This window comes from Xenophilus azovorans DSM 13620 (assembly GCF_000745855.1).
Classification (GTDB): domain Bacteria; phylum Pseudomonadota; class Gammaproteobacteria; order Burkholderiales; family Burkholderiaceae_C; genus Xenophilus; species Xenophilus azovorans.
On sequence record NZ_JQKD01000006.1, the window covers coordinates 68,112 to 88,974 of the forward strand.

The window sequence follows — 20,863 nt, forward strand, 5'->3', positions numbered from 1 at the left end:
GGCGCGGCGGCCGGCGGGTGTGAGGGTCATCGACGGGAGGCGGGCGCGGCCTTGGCCTTGGGGCGTGCACGCGCGGCCGTCTTGCGGGCCGGTGCGCGTGCCGCCGCTGCGGGCGCCTTCTTCTTCGCCGGGGTCTTGCGAGCGGCAGCGGGGGCGGCGGCCTTCCTGCGTTTCGCGCCGCCGGCGCCTGCATCACCGCCCGGCATCACCGGCATGCGCAGGTGGGCCGCGTCCTGCAACGCGTTGCTGGCGATCTCGCGGAACTGCTGGGTGAGCGCGCCCCACCACTGGAGCGGGTCGATCACGCCCGGCGCGGCGGCCGGCGCCTCGGCCTGCTTCGCAGCGGCGTCGGCGGGCTGCTCTTGCTCCTGCTCCTCCTCGGCATCGGCCTCGTCCTGCACGGGCTCGGGCGCGGCGGGCGGGGGCGGCGGCTCGGGTGCCGGCTGCGGCGGCTCCGCCGGCGCGGACGCCGCTGCTGCTGCGGCGCCGCGCACCGCTTCGGCGGCGCTGACGGTCGAGCGGGCGAAGGCGTTGGCAAGGTCCTCCATGCGCACGTTCATGCCCTGCAGCGTGGACAGGGTCATCTTCTGCACCTCCAGCGCCTGGATGGTGGCCTTGAGCGCGTGCACGTTCTGCTCCAGCCAGAACTGGACGGTCTTGAGTTCCTTGATGCGCTTGTCGATCTCTTCGACGCTGAGGGTCGGCGCCACCCAGTTCGACAGGCTGGGCATGCCCGGCACGACGCCCGACGCGGCCGCGCCGGTCAGGCTTTTGAGAAAGTCGAAACCGGGCACGAACTGGCTGAAGGCGAAGGGCTTGGCGTTGTCGGTCATGCGGTCTCCTCTGAACCTCGGGATCGGGTGGTTTGGTGGCGTCGCGCAGCGCGGCAGGCGCCGCGCGTCCAGCTTACTCCACCCGGCTCCCGGCGCAGCGCGTTCAGTGCCGGTGCGCGCCGCCGCCCGGGGCCGCCGCGCGCACGGGCGCCTGGACGGTCAGCGTGCTGGCGGCGCCCTGCGCATCCTCGAAGCGCAGCGTCAGCGGCACCGTGGCGCCGGCCTTCAGCGGCTGCGCCAGGTCCATCAGCATGACGTGGTAGCCGCCGGGCTTGAGTTCGACGGCCTGGTGCGCGGGCAGCGCCAGCGACGGGATGCCGCGCATGCGCATGGTGTCGCCTTCCATCTTCATCTCGTGCACCTCGGCGACGTCGGCGGCGGGCGTGCTCACGCCCACCAGCTTCAGCGGCGCCTGGGCGGTGAGCGTCATGAAGGCGCCGGTGCCGCTCTGGCCCGGCACGGTGGCGCGCACCCAGGCGCCGTCGGCCTGCACCGGCGCGGCCGGCTGCGCGAAGGCGGCTGCGGCGCCCGCCAGGAGGACGAGGGCTGCGGCGGATCGGAGGGTGGAGGAAAGGAAAGTCATCGAAAGGCTCCTTCAAGTGGTGAGTGTCAGAGATCCCAGCGCAGCGAGGCGGTATAGGTGCGCTGGGGATAGGGATGGAAGTTCCAGTACTTCGCGTTGTTGACGTTGTCGATGCCGAAGGCGGCGGACCAGTGGCGGCCGATCTGCCAGCGCACGCGCAGGTCGACGGTGAAGTAGCGGCTGGCGCCGAAGTAGGCGTCGGCGTTGACGTCGCTGTTGTCGAGGTTGGAGTACTGGCGGCCGCTGTAGCGCGCGGCGACGGTGAAGGCCCAGCGCTCGTCGGGCCGCCAGGTCGCATGGACGGTGGCGCGCCAGCGCGGCACGCGCGGCTGCCACCGGCCGACGCTGGCGGGGTTGTTGGCGTTGGCGACGGTCTTCGAGTCGGCGTAGGTGAGGCTGCCGCCCAGGTCCAGTCCGCGCACCCACACGTCGCTGCCGGTGTAGGCCAGCTCGATGCCGGTGGTGCGCACCTTGTCCACGTTCTGCACGCGCGAGACGGTGGTGTCGGGCACGCGCTGGCTGTAGAGCGCGTCCTTCGTCGTCTCGTGGAACAGCGTGGCGCGGGCGAGGCCGCTGCCGAGGTCCTTCTCGGCGCTCAGCTCGCCGGTCCACGACTTCTCGGGCCTGAGCGCCGGGTCGTTGACGAAGGACAGCGCGCCGCCGGTGGTGGCGCCGTACAACTCGCCCACGGTGGGGAAGCGCACCGCGCGACCGGCCGAGGCCTTGATCACCGTGTCGGGCGCCGCCTGCCACATCAGCGCCGCCTTGGGCGAGACGTGCGATTCGCTGCGGCGGTCGTAGCGCTGCAGGCTGGACCCGGTGGCGGTGAAGCCGCGGTGCGCGGTCCAGTCCTCCCAGCGCAGGCCGAGCACGGCCTGCCACCGCGGCGCGAGGCGCCAGGCGTCCTGCACCCAGACGCTGGTGGTCTCGGTGCGGCCGCCCACGCGGCTGACGACCGAGAGCGGGTCCGCCGGGCCGTCCTGCCAGTGGCCGCTGACGCCGTACTTGTCGATGGCCAGCCTGTAGCTGTCCCGCCCGAGGCCGAAGTCCACGATGTGCGCGCCCTGCATGCCGCCGGGCCGCCAGGTGCCTTTGGCGGCCAGGGTGCGCCAGCCGGTGCCGTCCTGGTCCTGCACGGTGCCGGCGCCGCCGGCGGCGGCCAGCGGCAGCGCGGCGGTGGGTGCGCGCTGTCGGTCCTTCGCGTAGTCGTACACGCTGGCCGCGAGCTCCCAGTCGAAGGTGCCCTGCGTGCGGCTCCTGAGCGAGAGGCCGTGCATCAGGTGGGTCTGCGCGTCGTCGGTGAGCGGGAAGGCGGTGTCGGCCAGGGTGTAGGTGCGGCCCAGGATGTTGACCGCGCCGCTGTAGACCGGCACGCCGCCGGGGCCGGCGAGGTAGCTCGCAGGGCGGCCCTGCGCGCTGTTGCGCCACCAGCCCAGCGTGTAGCTGGCGCGCAGCGTGGGCGTGATGTCGTAGGCCAGCTTGAGCTTGGCCTGGTCCTGCGCGGTGCGGTATTGCGTGCCGGTGCCCAGGATGTACCAGGGCGTGTTGGTGGTGTTGAGGCCGCCCACCCAGCCGACGACCGGCGTGCCGGCGGCGCCCGGGCGGCCGGAGGCGACGGTGGCGGTGGTGAAGGTCTGCGGCTGGCCCTCGCTGTCGGTGTGCGAGAGGCTGAGCCACCACGACCAGTCCCCCGCCCTGCTGCCCAGCGAGGCGCTGGTGCGCCAGCTGTTGAACGTCGCGCGGGTGCGGTACAGATCGTTGGGCTGGGCGGCGTAGCCGGCGCTGACGTGCGCTTCCAGCTTCGTCGGCATGCGCGTCACGTAGTCCACCACGGCGCCGGCCGAGTTGCCCGGGTAGGCGGCGGAGAAGGGGCCGTACATCACGTCCACGCGCTCGATCTCCTCGGGCGAGACCAGGCCCCAGCGCGGCGCGTAGTTGGTGCCGTTGGCGATGCCGTTGCCCAGGTAGTTCGACAGCAGGATGCCGTCGGCGTACACCGCCGAGCGCGCGCTGTTGCCGGTGCCCGAGGCGCGGGTGGAGAGGATGGCGTGGTTGTAGTCGCCGATGTAGCGCTTGCGCACCAGCAGGCTGGGCAGGTACTTCAGGGCGTCCTCGCTGTCGGTGGCGTTGACGCGCGTGTCGATCTCCTCGCGCGTGAGGCCCTCGATGGTGGTGGGGATCTGCGTGGGCAGCGAGGTCGGCTGGCCGCCGGTGACGGTGACCACGCCCAGCGACTTGACGCGCTCCGGCGCGTCGTCGGCCGCCGGCTGCGCCCAGGACGACGGCGCGGCCAGGCAGGGCGAAAAAAGAAGGAAGCAGGCCGCGCGGCGCCATGCGCGCGTCGGCAAGAGGGAATTCATGGGAAGCAGGCCTTTCGCGGCCGTGCCTGCACGGCCGCTGTCTTGCACACGGAATCGGCCGCCGGCACCCGCCATGTCGAATGGCAGGCGCCTGCGGCGACGGCGTCAGGGCAAGATCAGGCCGGGGGCCCGCGCGCGGGCAGCGGGGCCGCGGTGGCCGCGGCCAGCCGCGCGGCCTCGATGGACTGCAGCGCATGGCCCAGCGGCAGGGGATGCGGCAGCGCCAGGGCGGCGGGCGCCGGCGGCGGCGCGCCGGCGAGCAGGCACATCGGGCAGTCCAGGTGCGTCGCACCCATCTCCTGCGCGCCGTCGTCGGTCTTCACGACGAGCTTGACCGCGCCGCTGGCCGAGCACACCAGTTCCATGGCCTGCGGGTGCACCAGGGGCGAGGCGACGGCCGCCCCCAGCGACAGCGCGAAGCACAGCAGCACCGCGCGGCCGAGCAGGCAGAAACGATGGAAGCGCGCCATGGAAGCGCCGGATTATGCGTGTCAGGGCGGCGGCAGCACCTGCGTCACCGCGAAACCGCGCCGCTGCAGCAGCGCCACCAGGCCCTCGGCGCCCACCATGTGCAGCGCCCCGACGGCGGCGAACACGCGCAGGCCGCCGTCGTGCAGGGCGGCGATGCCGCGGGCCAGCGCCGGGTTGCGCGCCTCCAGCAGCTGGTGCATCAGCGCCCGCTCGGCCGGCGTCTGCATGCACTCGCACCACTGCGGGTAGCTGGCGAGGCGGGCCAGGTCGCCGCTGGCCCACATCTGCGCCAGCTCGCCCATGCGGTGGCGCAGGCGGCCGTTCTCCAGCTCGACCAGCGCGTCGTCGACCTGCTCGGCCTCCTCGGCCGCCGTCTCGGGCACGAACAGCGCGCGCTGGTCGCGGGCGCTTTCGAGCGCGACCAGCGGCAGCCGGGCGCGCCGGGCGTAGCCGGCCAGCACGGCGTCGATGGCGAACTCGGGATGCAGGCCGTCGGCGCGCGCGGCGTGGCCGCTCAGGGCCGTGACCTGCAGCACCGGCGGCAGGGCGGCGAGCAGCCGGCCTTCCTCGGCCGCGCACACGGCCTGCCACTGGCGCTGCAGCCGGCGCGCCCGCTCGGCGGTGAGCACCTGGGCGCGTCGCGCCGGATCGCCCGGCGCCAGCAGCGGCTTCATCGCCTCGGCGTCCAGCGGGTCCAGCTCCAGCGCGAGGGTGTCGGCCTGGCGCAGCGCCGCGGCCAGGCGCGGGCCGGGCACCGTCCATGCCGCGCGGCCCAGGTGCAGCGTGCCGTACAGCCACGAGACGCGGCCGTCCTTGTCGAGCCGCCAGAGGTAGCCGCGGTCCTGCGGGCGGCGCTGGGCCTCCTTCATCGCCGCGGGGCTCATCTGCGACTGCGCGGTGGGCGGACAGGCCGGCCCCGCCGCCGCGGGCAACGCCGCCATCGCCCATGCGGCGAGCACCGCCGCGGCACCAGGGAAGCGGCGGCGGCGCAGCGCCGCGAGCAAGGCAAGGGTCATCGGCATGAGAACGGGCGAGGGGGCCCGCATTGTCAGCGGCTGCCTATGATCCGTGCCATGAAGAGCATCTTCCATCTGGCCTACAACGTCCGCGATCTGGGCGAGGCGCGCCGCTTCTACGGCGGCGTGCTGGGCTGCGCCGAGGGCCGCAGCACCGACACCTGGGTCGACTTCGATTTCTTCGGCCACCAGATCTCGCTGCACCTGGGCGAGCCCTTCGCCACCGCCCGCACCGGCCACGTGGGCGACGCGCTGGTGCCGATGCCGCACCTGGGCCTGATCCTGGAACTGCCGGACTGGCAGGCCATGGCCGCGCGGCTGGAGACGGCGGGCACCGACTTCGTGCTGAAGCCGCAGGTGCGCTTCGAGGGCCAGCCGGGCGAGCAGTGGACGATGTTCTTCTGCGACCCCTTCGGCAACCCGATCGAGGTGAAGGGCTTCCGTTCGCTGGACACGGTGTATGCGAAGGCATGAGCCCTCGCCCGGCCGTTCCCGGCAAGCGAAGCGCAGCCTTTGGCTGCTTGGGGGCTCGCACCGCAGTGCGAAGCACGGTGGTTATCCAATGAGGCGCACTGCACGACATCTGCTCCTCGTCGTGGCGGCGGCCGGCCTGGCGGCCACGGCCCATGCGGTGCAGGACTGCGAGGTCGACGGCCGCAGCGTGAACCCGGCCAACGGCCACACCACCGCCGGCCTGACCGGCCTGATGCGCTGCCGCGACCGCGACAGCGGCCAGATCCGCCGCGAGCAGGAGCTTCGCAACGGCGTGTTCATGGGCCTGGTGCGCTTCTACGAGCAGGGCAGGCTGCGCAAGGAACACAGCGTCAACGAGAAGGGCAACATGGACGGCCGCGCGCGCGAGTTCGACGCCGCCGGCAAGGTGGTGCGCGAGGCGACCTACGCCAACGGCCGCACGGTCGGGCTGGCGCGCAGCTTTTATCCCACCGGGCAGTTGCGCCGCGTGTCCTTCCACGAGGAGCCCGGCGGCGAGCGCGCGGTGGCCGAGTTCAACGAGCGCGGCCAGCTCACCGAGCTGCGCTGCGCCGACCGGCCGGTGCTGGCGCCCGCCGTGGACGACGCGAAGCTGTGCGGGCATGCGGGCGCGTCGCCCGCCGGCGTCGACCTGTTCGACAGCCGCGGCACGCTGCGCCAGCGGCTGGCCCTGCGCGCCGGCCAGCGCGTGCGCGCCGAGCGCTTCCACGACAACGGCCAGGTCGCGGCCCGGATGGCGCAGGAGGGCGACCGGCTCACCGAGCAGCAGTTCTCGCCCGAGGGCGTGAAGCGCCGGGAGCGCGAGGCGCGGGTGACCGAGCGCGGCAGCGTCCGCCTGCGCGAGGCCGAGTTCTCGGAGCGCGGCACGCTGGTGCGCGAGCAGCGCTGGTCGCCCGAGGGCGAGCCGCTGGCCGAGGACAGCTACTACCTCAACGGCCAGCCGCGCCGCAAGGCGGTCTACGGCGGCAGCGGCGAGGCGCGCACGCTGGAGGTGACCGAGTTCTTCGACAACGGCCAGCGCGCGGCCGCGGGGCGCTACGCGCTCACCGGCCGCTACGGCCGGCAGGTGCCGGTGGGCGTCCACCAGCGCTTCAACGAGCAGGGCACGCTGGTGGCCGAGTCCAGCTACGACGATGCGGGCCGCCTCAAGCGCGAGCGCGGCTGGAGCGACGACGGCCGGCCGCTGCGCGACGACGAGGTGTTCGAGGACGGGTCGCGGCGGGCCTACGCCAGGTAGGCTGCCCGGCCGGTCGGTCAAACGATCGTCATGTGCTCCGTGCCCGCCGCCAGGTCGGTGGTGCGGGCGCGCTGGCTCTGCAGCTTGATCTGCAGGCGCAGGTCGTTGGCCGAGTCGGCGTTGCGCAGGGCATCCTCGAAGGAGATGGTGTGCTGCTCGAACAGGTCGAACAGCGCCTGGTCGAAGGTCTGCATGCCGAGGTTGCGGCTCTTCTTCATGATCTCCTTGATCTCGCCCACCTCGCCCTTGAAGATGAGGTCGGAGATCAGCGGCGTGTTCAGCAGGATCTCCACCGCGGCGGCGCGGCCGCGCCCGTCCTCGGTGGGGATCAGGCGCTGCGAGATCAGGCTGCGCAGGTTGAGCGACAGGTCCATCAGGAGCTGCATGCGCCGCTCCTCGGGGAAGAAGTTGATGACGCGGTCCAGCGCCTGATTGGCGCTGTTGGCGTGCAGCGTGGCCATGCACAGGTGGCCGGTCTCGGCGAAGGCGATGGCGTTGTCCATCGTCTCGCGGTCGCGGATCTCGCCCATGAGGATGACGTCGGGCGCCTGGCGCAGCGTGTTCTTCAGCGCCGCTTCCCAGCTGTCGGTGTCGATGCCCACCTCGCGCTGCGTGACCACGCAGTTCTTGTGCGGGTGCACGAACTCGATCGGGTCCTCCACCGTGACGATGTGGCCCTGCGAGTTCTCGTTGCGCCAGTCGACCATGGCCGCCAGGGTGGTGGACTTGCCAGAGCCCGTGGCGCCCACCAGGATGACCAGGCCTCGCTTGGTCATGGCGATGTCCTTGAGCACCTGCGGCATGTTCAGGCCGTCGATGGTGGGGAGCTGCTGCGGGATGGTCCGCAGCACCATGCCCACGCGGCCCTGCTGCACGAAGGCGTTGACGCGGAAGCGCCCGATGCCCGAGGGCGAGATGGCGAAGTTGCACTCCTTGGTGCGCTCGAACTCGGCCGTCTGGCGGTCGTTCATGATGGAGCGCGTCAGCGCCAGCGTGTGCTGGCCCGACAGGGCCTGCTGCGACACCTTGGTCACCTTGCCGTCGATCTTGATGGCGGGCGGGAAGTCGGCCGTGATGAACAGGTCGCTGCCGCCGCGGCTGACCATCAGCTTGAGCAGGTCGTTGATGAACTGGCTGGCTTGATCGCGTTCCATGTGCGTGCGCTCCGTCGAAAGGGCTGCGGGCTCAGCCCGGGAAGTTTTCCGGGATCTTGGCCTTGCCGCGCGCCTCGGCGGCGGAGATCATGCCGCGCCGCACCAGGTCCGTCAGGCACTGGTCCAGCGTCTGCATGCCCTGGCCCTGGCCGGTCTGGATGGAGGAGTACATCTGCGCCACCTTGGCCTCGCGGATCAGGTTGCGGATGGCGGGGGTGCCCAGCATGATCTCGTGCGCCGCCACGCGGCCCGAGCCGTCCTTGGTCTTGCACAGGGTCTGCGAGATCACGGCCTGCAGCGACTCGGACAGCATGGCGCGGATCATCTCTTTTTCCTCGCCGGGGAAGACGTCGATGATCCGGTCGATCGTCTTGGCGGCGCTGGAGGTGTGCAGGGTGCCGAAGACCAGGTGGCCCGTCTCGGCCGCCGTCATCGCCAGGCGGATGGTCTCCAGGTCGCGCATTTCGCCGACGAGGATGGCGTCCGGGTCTTCGCGCAGCGCCGAGCGCAGCGCGTTGGCGAAGGAGAGCGTCATCGGCCCGACCTCGCGCTGGTTGATCAGGCACTTCTTGGATTCGTGCACGAACTCGATCGGGTCCTCCACCGTCAGGATGTGGCCGTACTCGGTCTCGTTCAGGTAGTTGATCATCGCGGCCAGCGTGGTGGACTTGCCCGAGCCGGTGGGGCCCGTGACGAGCACCAGCCCTCGGGGCTTGAGCGCCAGTTCGCCGAAGATCTTGGGCGCGTTGAGCTGCTCCAGCGTGAGGATCTTGCTCGGGATGGTCCGGAACACGGCCGCGGCGCCGCGGTTCTGGTTGAAGGCGTTGACCCGGAAGCGCGCCAGCCCCTCGATCTCGAAGGAGAAGTCCACTTCCAGGAACTCCTCGTAGTGCTTGCGCTGGGTGTCGCTCATGATGTCGTACACCATGGCGTGCACCGCCTTGTGATCGAGCGCGTCGACGTTGATGCGCCGCACGTCGCCGTGCACGCGGATCATCGGCGGCAGGCCGGCCGAGAGGTGCAGGTCGGAAGCCTTGTTCTTGACGCTGAATGCCAGCAGCTGGGTGATGTCCACGCGAGTTCCTCGGTAGGGGGAAATCGTCCCCGGCAGGCGGGCGCCGCCGCACCGTGACGTTTTGAAACGCTTTGTAAGATTATGACGATGATTGCCGCCAACCTCCAACAAGTACGTGCTCGCATCGTGACGGCCTGCACGGCAGCGGGCCGGGATGCGGCGGGCGTGCAACTGCTGGCGGTGTCCAAGACCTTCGGGCCGGAGGCGGTGCGCGCCGCCCACGCCGCCGGCCAGCGCGCCTTCGGCGAGAACTACGTGCAGGAGGGCCTGACCAAGATCGAGGCGCTGGCGGACCTGCGCGGCGAACTGGAATGGCACTGCATCGGCCCGCTGCAGAGCAACAAGACGCGGCCGGTGGCCGAGCACTTCGACTGGGTCCACAGCGTCGACCGGCTGAAGATCGCGCAGCGCCTGTCCGAACAGCGGCCGGCGCACCTGCCGCCGCTCTCGGTCTGCCTGCAGGTGAACGTGGACGCAGGCGCCAACAAGTCCGGCGTGCCACCCGGGGAAGCGCTGCCGCTGGCGCGGGCGGTGGCGGCGCTGCCCGGGCTGCGCCTGCGCGGGCTGATGGCGATCCCCGAACCCGCTCCCGATTTCGAAGCGCAGCGGGCCCTGTTCCTGCGCGCCGCGGCCGTCTTCGACCAGCTTCGCGCGGCAGGCATCGTGCTGGACACCCTCTCGCTGGGCATGAGCGCCGACCTGGAGGCCGCCGTCGCCGCCGGCAGCACGATGGTGCGGGTGGGCACGGCGATCTTCGGCCGGCGCTGAGCGCGCGCCGGCCCTTGCGGCTCGCGCATACGATCCGCCGCGCCGCGCATACCCGCTGGCATCGCCGGCAGCCGAGGAATAAGGTAGCGGCCATCCCAACTTCGCGCCTGCTGCCGCCATGAGCCACCTCAGCGAACTCTCGTACGTCCACCCCTCGCCCACCAGCCCCTGGGGCACCTACCTGTCGCAGGTCGACCGGGTGGTGCCCTACCTCGGCAAGCTGGCGCGCTGGACCGAAACGCTCAAGCGCCCCAAGCGCGCGCTGATCGTGGACGTGCCGATCGAGATGGACGACGGCACCATCGCCCACTACGAGGGCTACCGCGTGCAGCACAACCTCAGCCGCGGCCCCGGCAAGGGCGGCGTGCGCTTCCACCCGGAAGTGACGCTGGAAGAGGTGATGGCCCTGTCGGCCTGGATGACCGTCAAGTGCGCGGCCGTCAACCTGCCCTACGGCGGCGCCAAGGGCGGCATCCGCGTCGATCCGAAGAAGCTCTCGCGCAACGAGCTGGAGAAAGTCACCCGCCGCTACACCAGCGAGATCGGCCTGATCATCGGCCCGCACTCCGACATCCCGGCGCCGGACGTGAACACCAACGGCCAGATCATGGCCTGGATGATGGACACCTACTCGATGAACACCGGTGCCACCGCCACCGGCGTGGTCACCGGCAAGCCGATCCACCTGGGCGGCTCGCTCGGCCGCGTGAAGGCCACCGGCCGCGGCGTGTTCGTCACCGGCCGCGAGGCGGCGCGCCGCATGGGCCTGAAGCTGGAGAACGCGCGCGTGGCGGTGCAGGGCTTCGGCAACGTGGGCTCGGTGGCGGCGGAGCTGTTCGCCGAGGCCGGCGCCAAGGTGGTGGCGGTGCAGGACCACACCGGCACGCTGGTCAACGAGAACGGCTTCGACATGAAGGCGCTGATCGCCTTCTCGCAGAAGGAAGGCGGCATCGCCGGCTTCAAGGACGGCGAGAAGGTGGACAACGACGCCTTCTGGGGCGTGAAGTGCGACATCCTGATCCCGGCCGCGCTGGAAGGCCAGATCACCGCCGCGCGCGCGCGCCAGCTGACGGCCAAGCTGGTGCTCGAGGGCGCCAACGGCCCGACGGTGCCCGAGGCGGACGACATCCTGGCGCAGCGCGGCGTGCTGGTGGTGCCCGACGTGATCTGCAACGCCGGCGGCGTGACGGTCTCGTACTTCGAGTGGGTGCAGGACTTCTCCAGCTTCTTCTGGACCGAGGACGAGATCAACCAGCGGCTGGACCGCATCATGGTCGGCGCCTTCGACCACATCTGGGCCAAGGGCGAGGAGCACAAGATCCCGCTGCGCACCGCCACCTACGCGGTGGCCTGCGAGCGCATCCTGATCGCCCGCGAGGAACGCGGCCTGTACCCCTGACAGGCATCATCGGGGGCATGGCCGACGCCACCCCCGCCCTGCCCGCCGACACCCTTCGCCGCCTCGATGGCCTGATGGCCGCCGGGCGGCGCTTCCTTCTGGGCCTGGCCGGGCCGCCGGGCGCGGGCAAGTCCACGCTGGCCGAGGCGCTGGCGGCGCACTGCGGCGCGCGGGCGGTGGTGGTGCCGATGGACGGCTTCCACCTCGCGCAGGCCGAGTTGCAGCGGCTCGGCCGCGCCGGGCGCAAGGGCGCGCCCGACACCTTCGACGCGGCCGGCTACGCCGCGCTGCTGGCGCGGCTGCGGGCGCAGCGGCCGGGCGACCCGGCCGTCTACGCGCCGGCCTTCCGCCGCGAGATCGAGGAGCCGGTGGCCGGCGCCATCGCGGTCGAGGCCCACGTGCCGCTGGTCATCACCGAGGGCAACTACCTGCTGCTGGACGAAGGCGGCTGGGCCGGCGTGCGCCCGCTGCTGGACGCCTGCTGGTGGGTCGAGGTGGACGACGCGCTGCGCCGCGAGCGCCTGGTGGAGCGGCACCGGCGCTTCGGCCGCAGCACCGAGGCGGCGCGCCGCTGGGTGGAGACCACCGACGAGCCCAACGCGCAGCGCATCGCCGCCGGCCGGGCGCGCGCGGACCACGTGTTCCGCTGGCCCGGCTGAGGGCAGAATCGCCGGCGCACCGCGGCCGGCGGGAACCTCCGGCCCGCGCCCTCCTCTCTCGAACGCCGCGCCGTGCGGCGTCTTCCCGCCCGCTTCCCTGTCCATGCCCCGCTCCGATCCGCCCCGTCCGCCGCTTCGCGCCCGGCGCCTGCCTCTCGCCGCGGCCCTGCCGCTGCTGGCCGCGGCCCTCGCCGCCGGCTGCGCCGGCCCGGGGCCGCGCGCCCCGCGCTACGCGACAGAGGACTTCGCCACCACCACCACCCACACGCGCGACTACCCGGCCGCGGCGGCCGACACCTGCGAGGCGGCGCGCCGCGCCCTGCTGAGCCAGGGCTTCTTCATCTCCGCGGCGTCGGACGAGCAGCTCAGCGGCCGCAAGCAGTTCCAGCCGGCGGCCGAGGTGCACGTGGAGGTGGAGATGCGCGTCGTCTGCGCGCCCGCCGCGGCGGGCCGGCCGGGCTCCACCGCCTTCGCCACCGCCGTGCAGGACCGCTACGAACTGAAGAAGGTCAACAACTCCGCCAGCGTGGGCGTGGGCGCCATCGGCTCGCTGTCGCTGCCCTTCGCCGCCAGCAGCGACGCGCTGGTCAAGGTGGCCAGCGAGACGCTGACAGGCGACGACTTCTACGACCGCTTCTTCACGCTGATGGAGCGCTACCTGCCCGCACCGCCGGCAGCGCCATCCGGCGCGGCAGGCTCGGTCGCCGTGCCGGTGACCCAGGCGAAGCCACCGCCGGTGCGCGAACTGGCGCCAGCCGCTCCGGCAGCGACGCCGTCTCCTGCGGACGTGCCCATACCGCCGACGGCGTCGCGAGGCTGACGGACACCAGCGCATCGAGCGCCGCCGCCAGCTCGTCGCGGCCGAAGGGCTTGGCCAGCCAGCCCGTGCGGACCGGCAGGCGCGCCGCGGGCCGCGGCAGGCCGGTGGCGAAGAGCACCCGCACGGCGCGTCCCCGGCGCAGGGTCTCGGCCAGGTCGAAGCCGGAAAGCGCCGGCAGGCGGACCTCGGTCAGCACCAGGTCGAAGGCGCCGTCGAACCAGCGCGTGCAGGCCTGCTCCGCGCTGTCGACGCCGGTGGCCCAGTGCCCCAGCGCCGCCAGCATGTCGAGCGTGGCGCGCAGCTGCCGCCGGTCGTTGTCGACCACCAGCACGCGCAGGGTGCGGAAGAGCACGGGAGCGGCAGGGACGTCTGGCATGAGGCCGCCACTCTACGGCGCCGCACCGCCGCCGCGACGACAGCCGTGGCGCCGACGCGTGTAGGAGAAAACGCCGGGCCGTCAGCGCACCAGCGTCGACTTGCCGAACAGGCTCTCGATCAGCTCCACCGCCACCTCGGCGGTGCGGTTGCGCACGTCCAGCGCCGGGTTGATCTCGACCACGTCGAGCGAGGCCAGCCGGCCGGTGTCCGCGATCATCTCCATGCACAGCTGCATCTCGCGGTAGGTCGGGCCGCCGCGCACGCCGGTGCCCACGCCGGGCGCATCGCCCGGGTCCAGGCAGTCGAGGTCGAAGCTCACGTGCAGGTGGGTGGCCTCGTCCACGTCCTGCAGCGCCTCCAGCATCGTGGTGCGCATGCCGTGCTCGTCGATGTGGCGCATGTCGAAGACCGCGAGGCCCAGGTCGCGGATGGCCTCGCGCTCCGCGGCGTCGACGCTGCGGATGCCGAGGAAGCGGACGGCGTCGGCGTCCAGCGCGCCGGGCGCGCCGCTCCAGCCGGTAAGCGCGGCCGGGCCGTGGCCCAGCAGGCAGGCCACCGGCATGCCGTGGATGTTGCCGCTGGGGCTGGTGGCCTCGGTGTTGACGTCGGAGTGCGCGTCCAGCCACAGCACGCGCAACTGCTGCCCGCGCCGGCGCGCATGCCAGGCCACGGCGCTGATGGAGCCGATCGCCAGGCAGTGGTCGCCCCCCATCAGCAGCGGCACCTCGCCGGCGCCCAGCGCGGCGTCCACCGCCTCGTAGACGGCGCGGTTCCAGGCCACCACCTCGGGCAGGTGGCGCAGGCCGCCCTCGGGTGCGCGCCACGGCGTGGCAGGGCCGGCCAGGTTGCCGGCATCGACCACCTTCAGGCCCTGCCGCGCCAGCACCTCGGGCAGGCCGGCCACGCGCAGCGCATCGGGGCCCATGCCGGCGCCGCGCACGCTGGCGCCCACGTCGGTGGGCGCGCCGATGAGTCGCACGGTGTTCATCGCGGGCAGTGTACGGAGCAGGCGCTCCGGATAGGGCAACTGCCCTAAGTTCCTGCACTTTCTGGCTTCACCGCCCCAGGGCTTTGGCCGGATGATCCATGCCATCCCATCCAGATCACCTTTCAGAGGAACACGAACATGACCACCGCCGACACCTCCCTGCACGCCATCGCCATCGACGTGGTGGGCCAGTACAACGCCGCCGGCAAGCACCTGCTGGGCGCGTACCGCGCCGGCGCCCGCCGCCTGCTGGACGGCGCCGCCACCCGCACGCCGGCCACCCCCGCCTTCGTCGGCGAGAAGATCGGCCAGCAAGTGGCCGAGGCGCAGGCGAAGTTCAACGGCTTCCTGGCCGACCGCCTCGACAAGGACACCGCCCTGGCCGCGCAGGTCATGGACATCGTGGCCGACCGCACGACCGGCGGCATCCAGGCCGTGGCCGACGCCGCCCAGCGCGTGACGGTCGAGCCCGGCGTGTCGCTGCTGAACACGCTGCGCGCGCTGCACCTGCCGCTGGCCCAGATCTCGCTGAAGGTGGCCGACAGCATCGCCACCGGCGCCGAGCAACTGGAAGCCCGCGTGGCCGCCACGGCAGAATCGGCCGACGGCGCGACCACCGTGCGCGTGAAGTCGCAGCGCGCCCGCGCCGCCGCCGAGAAGGCCTGAGCCTTCTCCCGCCGGCCCGGCGCTGCATCCCGGGGCCGCCGCGCCCCTTGACGACGACTGGAGACTGCCATGGCCACCCGACGACGCTCCAACGCTCCCGCCGACGGCCAGCCGCCGCCGCGGCCCCGCCGGGCCGCGGCCCGCAAGGGGCCAACCCCGGCACCGCAGGCGCCGGCCGAACGCGGCGCAGAGGAAGCGCAGCAGGGCGCCAGCCTGTGGCAGGCCGGCCTGAAGGCGCTGGACACGGTGCGGCAGGACGCCGCCCGCCGCCACGCCAGCGTCATCGAGTCGCTGCTGGGCATCGCCCCGGTGCGGCGCGTGGTCGAGGAGGCCGCTGCGCCGCACGGCGTCTTCCCCGGCCTCGATCCTTTCGGCCTGCGCAAGTTCGAGGACGTGTTCGACCAGCGCGTGGCCGCCGCCCTCGAGCGCCTGGGCATGCCCACGCGCGACGAGCTGCAGGCGCTGCGCGCCCAGCTCGACGCGGTGCTGGCGCAACTGGAGCGCCTGGGCGCGGCGCCTCCGGCCGGCCCGCCCGCCGCGACGGCAGCGGGCAAGCCCGCGAAGAAGCCGCCCGCCGCGCGCCGCGCGCCCCGCACCACAGGCCGCTGACGCACGGGCATCATCGCGTGGCCGGACACCCCACCCGCGAGCGCATCCTGCAGGCCAGCCTGCAGCTGTTCAACGAACACGGGCTGGCCGCGGTCTCGACGCACCGCATCGCCGCCGAGACCGGCATCAGCGCCGGCAACCTGCACTACCACTTCAGCACCAAGCAGAAGATCGTCGAGTGGCTGCTGCGCCGCTTCGAGGAGCGCATCGACACGCTCGACGCCTCGGCCGGCGGCATCGGCGCCATCGACGACCTGTGGCTGGCGCTGCACCTGCGCTTCGAGGCGATCCAGGCCTGGCGCTTCGTCTACCGCGACATGGGGCATCTGGCGCTGGAATACCCGCCGCTGGGCCAGCGCATCCGCGACCTCAACGGCCGCAGCCTGGTGGCCATGCAGGCGCTGTGCGAGTCGCTGGCGGACGCGGGCGTGATCGACGCCACGCCCGAGCAGGCGCAGACGCTGGCGCTGCAGATCGTCTTCACCACCACCTGCTGGCTCGGCTTCGAGCAGATGGTGCCCGGCCCCGCCCAGCGTCCCCAAGGCGACACCGGATTGGCGGCGTACTACACGCTGACGCTGGTTTCTCCCTATGTTTCCCGCGAATCCAGGGCTTACCTTGACTACCTGCGAGCCAAGTACCTCGGCTGACCGCATCCAACCCGGAGGAAAGAAGCATGTCGAACCCCTCATCCATCGCTGCCGACAGCCACGATTCGGTGGTGCCGCCCCCGTCGCACCTGCTCATGCTGGCCGAGGGCCGCGTGTTCTGGGAAGCGGGCGCCACCATCGCCATGTGGCCCTGGCTGCAGCTGGCGCCGCGCGGTGACGGCCACCCGGTGCTGGTGCTGCCCGGCCTGGTGGCCAGCGACGCCTCCACGCGCCTGCTGCGGCGCTACCTCAAGGGCCGCGGCTACGACGCGCACGGCTGGGGCCTGGGCCGCAACTTCGGTCCGCGCGAAGGCGTGGAGGCCGGCATGGAGCGCCTGCTGCACGAGCTGAACGAGCGCCACGGCCGCAAGGTCAGCCTGGTCGGCTGGAGCCTGGGCGGCATCTACGCCCGGATGCTGGCCAACAGGCACCCCGACCGCGTTCGCAACGTCGTCACCCTGGGCAGCCCGCTGCGCGGGCATGCGCAGTCCACCAACGCATGGCGCGTCTACGAGCTGGTCAGCGGCCGCAGCTCGCGCGACCCCGATCGCATGCGCATGGTGACCCCGCTGCCCGAGATGCCCACCACCTCCATCTTCAGCCGCAGCGACGGCGTGGTGGCCTGGCAGTGCAGCCTGAACGACCCCGGCCCGCAGGCCGAGAACATCGAGGTGCTGGCCAGCCACATCGGCCTGGGCGCGCACCCCGCCGTGCTCTATGCCCTGGCCGACCGCCTGGCCCAGCCCGAGGGTGGATGGGCGCCCTTCGACAGCAAGCTGCTGGGGCCGCTGGTGTACCCGGACCCGACGCGGGCCTGACGACGGAACGCAGAGCAAAAAGGGCGCCTCGGGCGCCCTTTTGCTTTTGTCGTCACGGCCGCTGCATCTTGCACTCCGTCCCCTGCGCGATCTCGTTGCCGGTGTAGACCGCATCGGTGCGGAAGCCGTAGTTCGTCCCCTCGTAGCCGGCCTTCACCGCCTTGCCGTCCACCGGCGCGATGGTGTTGACCACCTGCGGCAGCAGCAGCTGGTGGTCCTCGGCGCGCATGCGCACCGGGCCGACGACGGAATCGTAGGTCAGGTCCTCCAGCGCGCGGGCCACCTTCACCGTGTCGGTGCTGCCCGCCTTGTCGATGGCCGCCGCCAGCAGGCGCGGCACCATGTCGATGCGCGGCGCGAGGAAGTCCTTGCCGGTGCGGGCCTTGTAGGCCTTGGCGAGCGCATCGACCTTCGGCGTGTCGGCCTGGCCCGGGTGCCACTCGGCCACCCAAGTCAACTCGCCCAGCTTGGCCTGCGACACGGCCGTCACCGTGCCCGGCACCGAGCCGGCGCTGTGGTTGAAGTAGTGCAGGTTGTAGCCCGCGTCGCCGGCCGCCTTGAGCAGCAGCGTCATGTCCTGCCCCCAGTTGCCGGAGATCACCGAGTCCGCGCCGGCCGCCTTGATGCTGGCGACGTAGGGCGCGAAGTCCTTCACCCGGCCGATGGGATGGAAGGTCTCGCCGACGAACTGCACGTCCGGCCGTGCCAGCCCCACCATCTGCTTGCCGTAGGCCGCCCACTGGCGGCCGTGCGCGTAGTCCTGGTTGAGCAGGTAGACCTTCTTCACCTGCGGCGTCTTCTTGACGTAGTTGGCGATGGCCTTCATCTTCATCGCCGTGTTGGCCTCGGTCTGGAAGTGCCAGAAACTGCAGGCCTTGCCGGTCAGTTCCGGGTCGATGGAGGAGTGGTTCATCACCAGGATCTCCTTGCCCGGGTTGCGCTGGTTCCAGCGGTTGACGGCCTGCACCAGCGCCGTCACCACCGACGAGCCCGAGCCGCCGGTGACGATGGCCCGCGCGCCTTGGTCGATGGCGGCCTGCAGCGCGCTCTGGCTCTCCTGTGCCGAGAGCTTGCTGTCGAACTGCAGCAGCTGCAGCTTGGTGCCCTTGAGCGCGCCGCCCTTGGCGTTGACGTCCTCCACCGCGTACTGCACGTGCATGAGCATCAGCTCGCCCACGTTGGCGAAGGGGCCGGACAGCGGGTCGATGTAGGCGATCTTGTAGACCTCCTGGGCGTGGGCGCCTGCGGCCGCGAGGGCGGCGGCGAGGGCGAGCGGGGCGAGTCGGCGTGGCACGGTCATGGCGAGGGTCTCCAAGGAAAAGGGGGAAGGAACGGCATCCGCGCGCAGGGCGCGGCAGATGAACAGGCGGAATCGCTGGAATGGAAGAAGGGCCGGAATTCAGCCCCTGCCGCGCGCGGGCGCACGGCGCAGGCCGATGACGCGCGAGGCGAGCATCGTGAGTTCGGCGACGACCTCGTCGGGCGAGAAGCGCCCGCCCGGCCGGTACCAGTTGTAGAGAAAGCCCGGCAGGCTGCAGGCCGCCAGCGCGGTGATCCGCGTGTCGTTGAAGTCGAGGTCGCCGTCGCGGCGCGCCTGCTCCAGCAGCGGGCACAGCCGGTCGTAGAAGTGGTTCGCCAGCTTCTTCTGCGCGGCCAGGTACTCGGGCCGGTAGACCTGCGGCTCGCGGTAGGGGAAGAAAGCCACCGGCTGGTTCTCGATGGTGGCGCGGATCAGCCGCTCCAGCCCTTCCATCACCTTCTCGCTGGCGCGGCGCGTGTCCGTGTCGGCGAAGTCCAGCACGGTGAAGCACTCGACCGCCGGCTTCCACGACAGCGTCTCGAAGATCTCCTGCTTGTCGCGGAAGTAGTAGTAGACGAAAGGCTTGCTCACGCCCAGCTCGCGCACGATCTGCGCCATGGTCGTGTTGGCATAGCCCTGCGCCGCGAACAGGCGCGCCGCCGCCTGCAGGATGCGCTCGCGCTGCACGTCGGTGCCGGGCGTGCTCGCGCGCTGACGGCCCGTGCCCTGCGGCAGGTGCGAAGGGTGCGGGGGTTTGTGCGGTGTCTCCGATGTTCTACCCATCGGTAGGATTGTTGGGGCACCATCGGTTCCACGGCAAGCATCCGCGCGCCATCCACGGCTATCGATAACCCTGACAGGCTGACACCATGGAGACAAGCACCACCCCCGCCGCCCTGCCCTCGCGGCCGCAGCAGCCGCTGCACGCGTACCTGCGCGCCAACGCGCGCGAGCGCCCCGACCACCCCGCCTGCATCTGGTACGGCAGCGCGATGAGCTGGGCCGAGCTGGACCGCGCGAGCGACGCCTTCGGCGCGCGGCTGCAGGCGCTGGGCGTGGGCAAGGGCGACCCGGTCGTGCTCTTCCTCAACAACTGCCCGCAGTACCTGGTGGCGCACTACGGGATCCAGAAGATCGGCGCCATCGTCTGCCCCAGCGGCCCGCTGAACAAGGAGCACGAGCTCGCCTACCAGGTGAACGACCTGAAGGCGCGCGTCATCGTGGCGGCCTCGAACCTGGTGCCGGTGGTCGAGAAGGTGAGGCCCGGCAGCGCGCTGGCGCACGTCTTCGCGGTGCACTACGCCGACCTGCTGCCGGCCGGGCCGACGCTGGACCTGCCCGCCGAACTCGCAGCCGCGCAGCAGGAGGCGCGCGCCGTGCCCGCCGGCTGCGAGGACTTCCTCGCCGCCATGCGCGGCGACGCGAAGCCGGCGCCGGTCGAGCTCTCGCTGGACGACGTGGCGCTGATGACCTACACCTCGGGCACCACCGGCCTGCCCAAGGGCGCCATGCTCAGCTACGGCAACGCCCTGTTCAAGACCACGGTGGCCGCCGACTGCAACGGCGTGCAGCCGGACGACGTGCTGCTGTCCATCGCGCCGCTGTACCACATCGCCGGCATGCTGATGGGCGTGAACGTGCCGGTGATCACCGGCGCCACCAGCGTGCTGCTGCACCGCTTCGACCCGCACGCGGTGCTGCAGGCCATCGACCGCTACAAGGTCACCTGGTGGTACAGCATCGCGCCGATGAACGTGGCCTGCATGCAGCAGCCGGACATCGCCGCCTTCGATCTCTCCAGCCTCAAGATGAACCCGGTGACCAGCTTCGGCATCGCCTTCACCGAGCCGCTGGCGGCGCAGTGGCGCTCCTTCGCGAAGAACTGCACCTCGCAGGAGGCGGCCTACGGCCTGTCGGAGACGCACACCTGCGACACCTACACGCCCGCGGGCAAGGCGAAGTGGGGCACGCAGGGCATCCCGGCGCCGGGCGTGACCATCCGCATCGTCGACCCCGAGACGGGCCGCGACCTGCCCACCGGCGAACTGGGCGAGATCGTGCTGACCAGCCCGGGCGTCTTCAAGGGCTACTGGAACAAGCCCGAGGCCACCGCCGCCACGCTGCGCGACGGCTGGGTGCACACCGGCGACATGGGCAAGTTCGACGAGGACGGCTACCTCACCTTCACCGGCCGCTTCAAGGAGATGATCAAGGTCTCGGGCTACAGCGTGTTCCCGGAGGAGGTCGAGGCCATCCTCATCAAACACCCGGCCGTCGCGCAGGCGGCCGTGATCGCCCAGCCCGATCCCGACAAGGGCGAAGTGGTGAAGGCCTTCATCGTGAAGAAGCCGGGCGCGCAGGTGTCGGCCGAGGAGATCACCGCCTGGTCGCGCGAGAACATGGCCACCTACAAGGCGCCAAAGCACATTCGCTTCATCGACGCATTGCCGGCCACGGGCGCTGGCAAGGTGCTGCGCCGCATGCTGAAAGACATGTGAAACACCCCCAGTCTCCGCGGACTTCGTTCCGCTCCGCCAACCCCCTCCAGGGGGCACACGCAGCGGACCGGCAAAGCCGGTTCCGCGCG

At 71.8% G+C, this 20,863-nt stretch carries 21 protein-coding genes and 1 pseudogene; 11 read left to right on the forward strand and 11 right to left on the reverse strand.

Annotated features, from left to right (window positions below):
- Window positions 1-26 precede the first annotated feature (26 nt).
- The 5 genes from Q392_RS04645 to Q392_RS04665 all read right to left on the reverse strand — a co-directional run bounded on the left by Q392_RS04645 (window position 27) and on the right by Q392_RS04665 (window position 5,269).
- Window positions 27-833 (reverse strand): PhaM family polyhydroxyalkanoate granule multifunctional regulatory protein, encoded by an 807-nt coding sequence (locus Q392_RS04645; protein ID WP_038202079.1) that lies wholly within the window; start codon window positions 831-833, stop codon window positions 27-29.
- 103 nt (window positions 834-936) lie between these two features.
- Window positions 937-1,416 (reverse strand): copper chaperone PCu(A)C, encoded by a 480-nt coding sequence (locus Q392_RS04650; protein WP_038202082.1) that lies wholly within the window; start codon window positions 1,414-1,416, stop codon window positions 937-939.
- Window positions 1,417-1,442: 26 nt separating this feature from the next.
- Window positions 1,443-3,776 carry a TonB-dependent receptor gene (locus Q392_RS04655; RefSeq protein WP_084216834.1) on the reverse strand — a complete coding sequence of 778 codons (2,334 nt, stop codon included), beginning with the start codon at window positions 3,774-3,776 and terminating at the stop codon, window positions 1,443-1,445.
- 116 nt (window positions 3,777-3,892) lie between these two features.
- The gene (locus tag Q392_RS04660; RefSeq protein ID WP_038202085.1) at window positions 3,893-4,246 is read right to left on the reverse strand and encodes a DUF2946 family protein; all 354 of its coding nucleotides are present in this window, start codon (window positions 4,244-4,246) and stop codon (window positions 3,893-3,895) included.
- 21 nt (window positions 4,247-4,267) lie between these two features.
- Window positions 4,268-5,269: a TraB/GumN family protein gene (locus Q392_RS04665; protein ID WP_038202088.1), complete on the reverse strand. Its 1,002-nt coding sequence runs from the start codon at window positions 5,267-5,269 to the stop codon at window positions 4,268-4,270.
- A 51-nt stretch (window positions 5,270-5,320) separates the two neighbouring features.
- Between Q392_RS04665 and Q392_RS04670 the strand changes: the two genes are divergently transcribed.
- On the forward strand, window positions 5,321-5,737 hold the full coding sequence (locus tag Q392_RS04670; RefSeq protein WP_038202683.1) for a VOC family protein: 417 nt from the start codon (window positions 5,321-5,323) through the stop codon (window positions 5,735-5,737).
- 88 nt (window positions 5,738-5,825) lie between these two features.
- Window positions 5,826-6,992 carry a toxin-antitoxin system YwqK family antitoxin gene (locus tag Q392_RS04675; RefSeq protein ID WP_038202091.1) on the forward strand — a complete coding sequence of 389 codons (1,167 nt, stop codon included), beginning with the start codon at window positions 5,826-5,828 and terminating at the stop codon, window positions 6,990-6,992.
- Between the two features lie 17 nt (window positions 6,993-7,009).
- On the opposite strand, the gene Q392_RS04680 is transcribed toward Q392_RS04675, so the two are convergent.
- Both Q392_RS04680 and Q392_RS04685 read right to left on the reverse strand, forming a co-directional pair.
- A complete protein-coding gene (locus Q392_RS04680) occupies window positions 7,010-8,146 on the reverse strand; it encodes a PilT/PilU family type 4a pilus ATPase (protein WP_038202094.1) in 1,137 nt (378 codons plus the stop codon).
- 31 nt (window positions 8,147-8,177) lie between these two features.
- Entirely contained in the window at window positions 8,178-9,221 is a 1,044-nt protein-coding gene (locus Q392_RS04685) for a type IV pilus twitching motility protein PilT (protein ID WP_038202097.1), read from the reverse strand.
- Between the two features lie 81 nt (window positions 9,222-9,302).
- On the opposite strand from Q392_RS04685, the gene Q392_RS04690 reads away from it, so the two are divergent.
- The 4 genes from Q392_RS04690 (at window position 9,303) to Q392_RS04705 (ending at window position 12,867) form a co-directional block, all read left to right on the forward strand.
- Window positions 9,303-9,989, forward strand: coding sequence for a YggS family pyridoxal phosphate-dependent enzyme (locus Q392_RS04690; RefSeq protein ID WP_038202113.1), 687 nt, complete (start codon window positions 9,303-9,305; stop codon window positions 9,987-9,989).
- A gap of 118 nt (window positions 9,990-10,107) precedes the next feature.
- Window positions 10,108-11,388 (forward strand): Glu/Leu/Phe/Val family dehydrogenase, encoded by a 1,281-nt coding sequence (locus Q392_RS04695; protein WP_038202116.1) that lies wholly within the window; start codon window positions 10,108-10,110, stop codon window positions 11,386-11,388.
- A 17-nt stretch (window positions 11,389-11,405) separates the two neighbouring features.
- A complete protein-coding gene (locus Q392_RS04700; RefSeq protein ID WP_038202119.1) occupies window positions 11,406-12,047 on the forward strand; it encodes a nucleoside/nucleotide kinase family protein in 642 nt (213 codons plus the stop codon).
- A gap of 103 nt (window positions 12,048-12,150) precedes the next feature.
- Window positions 12,151-12,867 carry a DUF2242 domain-containing protein gene (locus Q392_RS04705; protein ID WP_051952900.1) on the forward strand — a complete coding sequence of 239 codons (717 nt, stop codon included), beginning with the start codon at window positions 12,151-12,153 and terminating at the stop codon, window positions 12,865-12,867.
- Window positions 12,868-12,895: 28 nt separating this feature from the next.
- Here the strand turns inward: Q392_RS04705 and Q392_RS34015 are convergent.
- A pseudogene (locus Q392_RS34015) lies at window positions 12,896-13,243 on the reverse strand (response regulator); the annotation flags it as partial.
- An 81-nt stretch (window positions 13,244-13,324) separates the two neighbouring features.
- Complete coding sequence (gene rocF / locus Q392_RS04710) at window positions 13,325-14,233, reverse strand: arginase (protein ID WP_038202122.1); 909 nt, start codon at window positions 14,231-14,233, stop codon at window positions 13,325-13,327.
- A gap of 138 nt (window positions 14,234-14,371) precedes the next feature.
- Between rocF and Q392_RS04715 the strand changes: the two genes are divergently transcribed.
- The 4 genes from Q392_RS04715 to Q392_RS04730 all read left to right on the forward strand — a co-directional run bounded on the left by Q392_RS04715 (window position 14,372) and on the right by Q392_RS04730 (window position 16,976).
- Window positions 14,372-14,899 (forward strand): hypothetical protein, encoded by a 528-nt coding sequence (locus tag Q392_RS04715; RefSeq protein WP_038202125.1) that lies wholly within the window; start codon window positions 14,372-14,374, stop codon window positions 14,897-14,899.
- Between the two features lie 69 nt (window positions 14,900-14,968).
- The gene (locus Q392_RS04720) at window positions 14,969-15,508 is read left to right on the forward strand and encodes a phasin family protein (RefSeq protein WP_084216840.1); all 540 of its coding nucleotides are present in this window, start codon (window positions 14,969-14,971) and stop codon (window positions 15,506-15,508) included.
- 17 nt (window positions 15,509-15,525) lie between these two features.
- A complete protein-coding gene (locus Q392_RS04725; RefSeq protein WP_038202127.1) occupies window positions 15,526-16,158 on the forward strand; it encodes a TetR/AcrR family transcriptional regulator in 633 nt (210 codons plus the stop codon).
- A gap of 26 nt (window positions 16,159-16,184) precedes the next feature.
- On the forward strand, window positions 16,185-16,976 hold the full coding sequence (locus tag Q392_RS04730; RefSeq protein ID WP_051952902.1) for an esterase/lipase family protein: 792 nt from the start codon (window positions 16,185-16,187) through the stop codon (window positions 16,974-16,976).
- A 52-nt stretch (window positions 16,977-17,028) separates the two neighbouring features.
- Here the strand turns inward: Q392_RS04730 and Q392_RS04735 are convergent, their stop codons facing one another.
- A complete protein-coding gene (locus Q392_RS04735) occupies window positions 17,029-18,276 on the reverse strand; it encodes a branched-chain amino acid ABC transporter substrate-binding protein (RefSeq protein ID WP_038202130.1) in 1,248 nt (415 codons plus the stop codon).
- Between the two features lie 99 nt (window positions 18,277-18,375).
- Window positions 18,376-19,059, reverse strand: coding sequence for a TetR/AcrR family transcriptional regulator (locus Q392_RS04740; protein WP_038202149.1), 684 nt, complete (start codon window positions 19,057-19,059; stop codon window positions 18,376-18,378).
- An 86-nt stretch (window positions 19,060-19,145) separates the two neighbouring features.
- On the opposite strand from Q392_RS04740, the gene Q392_RS04745 reads away from it, so the two are divergent.
- Window positions 19,146-20,774 (forward strand): AMP-binding protein, encoded by a 1,629-nt coding sequence (locus tag Q392_RS04745; protein WP_038202152.1) that lies wholly within the window; start codon window positions 19,146-19,148, stop codon window positions 20,772-20,774.
- Window positions 20,775-20,863 lie beyond the last annotated feature (89 nt).

Bases quoted from the DNA above. Each gene is read 5' to 3' on its own strand.
- Q392_RS04645 (WP_038202079.1), bottom strand. From the start codon at position 833: ATGACCGACAACGCCAAGCCCTTCGCCTTCAGCCAGTTCGTGCCCGGT.
- Q392_RS04650 (WP_038202082.1), bottom strand. From the start codon at position 1,416: ATGACTTTCCTTTCCTCCACCCTCCGATCCGCCGCAGCCCTCGTCCTC.
- Q392_RS04655 (WP_084216834.1), bottom strand. From the start codon at position 3,776: ATGAATTCCCTCTTGCCGACGCGCGCATGGCGCCGCGCGGCCTGCTTC.
- Q392_RS04660 (WP_038202085.1), bottom strand. From the start codon at position 4,246: ATGGCGCGCTTCCATCGTTTCTGCCTGCTCGGCCGCGCGGTGCTGCTG.
- Q392_RS04665 (WP_038202088.1), bottom strand. From the start codon at position 5,269: ATGCCGATGACCCTTGCCTTGCTCGCGGCGCTGCGCCGCCGCCGCTTC.
- Q392_RS04670 (WP_038202683.1), top strand. From the start codon at position 5,321: ATGAAGAGCATCTTCCATCTGGCCTACAACGTCCGCGATCTGGGCGAG.
- Q392_RS04675 (WP_038202091.1), top strand. From the start codon at position 5,826: ATGAGGCGCACTGCACGACATCTGCTCCTCGTCGTGGCGGCGGCCGGC.
- Q392_RS04680 (WP_038202094.1), bottom strand. From the start codon at position 8,146: ATGGAACGCGATCAAGCCAGCCAGTTCATCAACGACCTGCTCAAGCTG.
- Q392_RS04690 (WP_038202113.1), top strand. From the start codon at position 9,303: ATGACGATGATTGCCGCCAACCTCCAACAAGTACGTGCTCGCATCGTG.
- Q392_RS04695 (WP_038202116.1), top strand. From the start codon at position 10,108: ATGAGCCACCTCAGCGAACTCTCGTACGTCCACCCCTCGCCCACCAGC.
- Q392_RS04700 (WP_038202119.1), top strand. From the start codon at position 11,406: ATGGCCGACGCCACCCCCGCCCTGCCCGCCGACACCCTTCGCCGCCTC.
- Q392_RS04705 (WP_051952900.1), top strand. From the start codon at position 12,151: ATGCCCCGCTCCGATCCGCCCCGTCCGCCGCTTCGCGCCCGGCGCCTG.
- rocF (WP_038202122.1), bottom strand. From the start codon at position 14,233: ATGAACACCGTGCGACTCATCGGCGCGCCCACCGACGTGGGCGCCAGC.
- Q392_RS04715 (WP_038202125.1), top strand. From the start codon at position 14,372: ATGACCACCGCCGACACCTCCCTGCACGCCATCGCCATCGACGTGGTG.
- Q392_RS04720 (WP_084216840.1), top strand. From the start codon at position 14,969: ATGGCCACCCGACGACGCTCCAACGCTCCCGCCGACGGCCAGCCGCCG.
- Q392_RS04730 (WP_051952902.1), top strand. From the start codon at position 16,185: ATGTCGAACCCCTCATCCATCGCTGCCGACAGCCACGATTCGGTGGTG.
- Q392_RS04735 (WP_038202130.1), bottom strand. From the start codon at position 18,276: ATGACCGTGCCACGCCGACTCGCCCCGCTCGCCCTCGCCGCCGCCCTC.
- Q392_RS04740 (WP_038202149.1), bottom strand. From the start codon at position 19,059: ATGGGTAGAACATCGGAGACACCGCACAAACCCCCGCACCCTTCGCAC.
- Q392_RS04745 (WP_038202152.1), top strand. From the start codon at position 19,146: ATGGAGACAAGCACCACCCCCGCCGCCCTGCCCTCGCGGCCGCAGCAG.